The organism is Oleiphilus sp. HI0080 (assembly GCF_001635135.1).
Map to the genome: position 1 here is coordinate 1 of NZ_LWFU01001065.1, position 1,080 is coordinate 1,080.

Sequence of the window (1,080 nt, forward strand, 5' to 3'; positions counted from 1 at the left end):
CTCGTTATCACACTACTTTGTTCAGTGTGTTCGGGTTTACCCAAAGGCCTTTTGAGCACACTCTAAGCATCGCTTGGTTTTAAGCGCGCATTTGCTATTGTCGAGTAAGCTGGTATTTCGCAACGAGCTTTTCTTGCTTGCTAGGAAGCATGTTGATCTGGTTAAGGTCTCCGTCTACAACCTCGACTAAACGCTTATCCATAACTTTAAACCAAAGCCAGGGGATATACGCCACAGAGAACATACCAAAGTAACCGTTTGGGAATGACGGTAAGTTGTCAAAATGGCGTAATGATTGATATGCCCGTGTAGCATTTGCGTGATGGTCCGAATGTCGCTGAAGATGGAAAAGGGCCCAATTAGAAAAGATGTGGTTACTATTCCAGCTGTGGTGGGGCTGTGGCCGCTCATATCGCCCAGACGGAAGCTTTTGGCGCAGCAACCCATAGTGCTCAATGTAGTTGGCAGACGTTAACTGCCACATAGACCAAAATGCAGCAATAAAAAGGTATGGCACCACTTCAGGCCCAAGCCATAAACCCATCGCTATATAAAACACGAGCGTCATTGTTAAGGTTTGAATGAACTCATTGCGCAGCGAAAACGGGTTCTTACCCTCTTTCGTTAAACGCGTATGTTCAATTTTAGCCGCGCGAATGATCGCATTAGGAAGCTCTCTCAGGGCGAAGCTGTAAATATTCTCCCCCATTTTCGAAGAGGCTGGATCTTCGGGAGTCGCGACCATCTTGTGGTGCCCTCGGTTGTGCTCAACAAAAAAGTGACCATAAGCGGCCGGTGCTAGTACGATTTTCGCTAGCCATTGATCGAGCTTATTCTTTTTGTGCCCCAGCTCGTGGCCAATGTTAAGACCATGCCCGCCGATATAGCCTGCAGTTAACGCTGAGGCGATGTATCCGCCCGCGCTTAAATCAGTGTTTGCAACAAACCAACCGATATATATGAACACGGCGATGACGATAGGGACATGGATGCGTGCAATTAGCTTGTAATACGGGTCTGCTTCAAGTTGTGGAACGACCGCTTCCGGTGGATTGCTTGTGTCCTCTCCCATTACAAAGT

The 1,080-nt window shown here is 47.6% G+C and carries 1 protein-coding gene; it reads right to left on the minus strand.

Features of this window, described 5'->3' with window-relative positions; all coding sequences use genetic code 11:
• Window positions 1-94: 94 nt before the first annotated feature.
• The coding region (locus A3751_RS19805; protein WP_068458660.1) for an alkane 1-monooxygenase at window positions 95-1,080 on the minus strand (986 nt) is incomplete at its 5' end.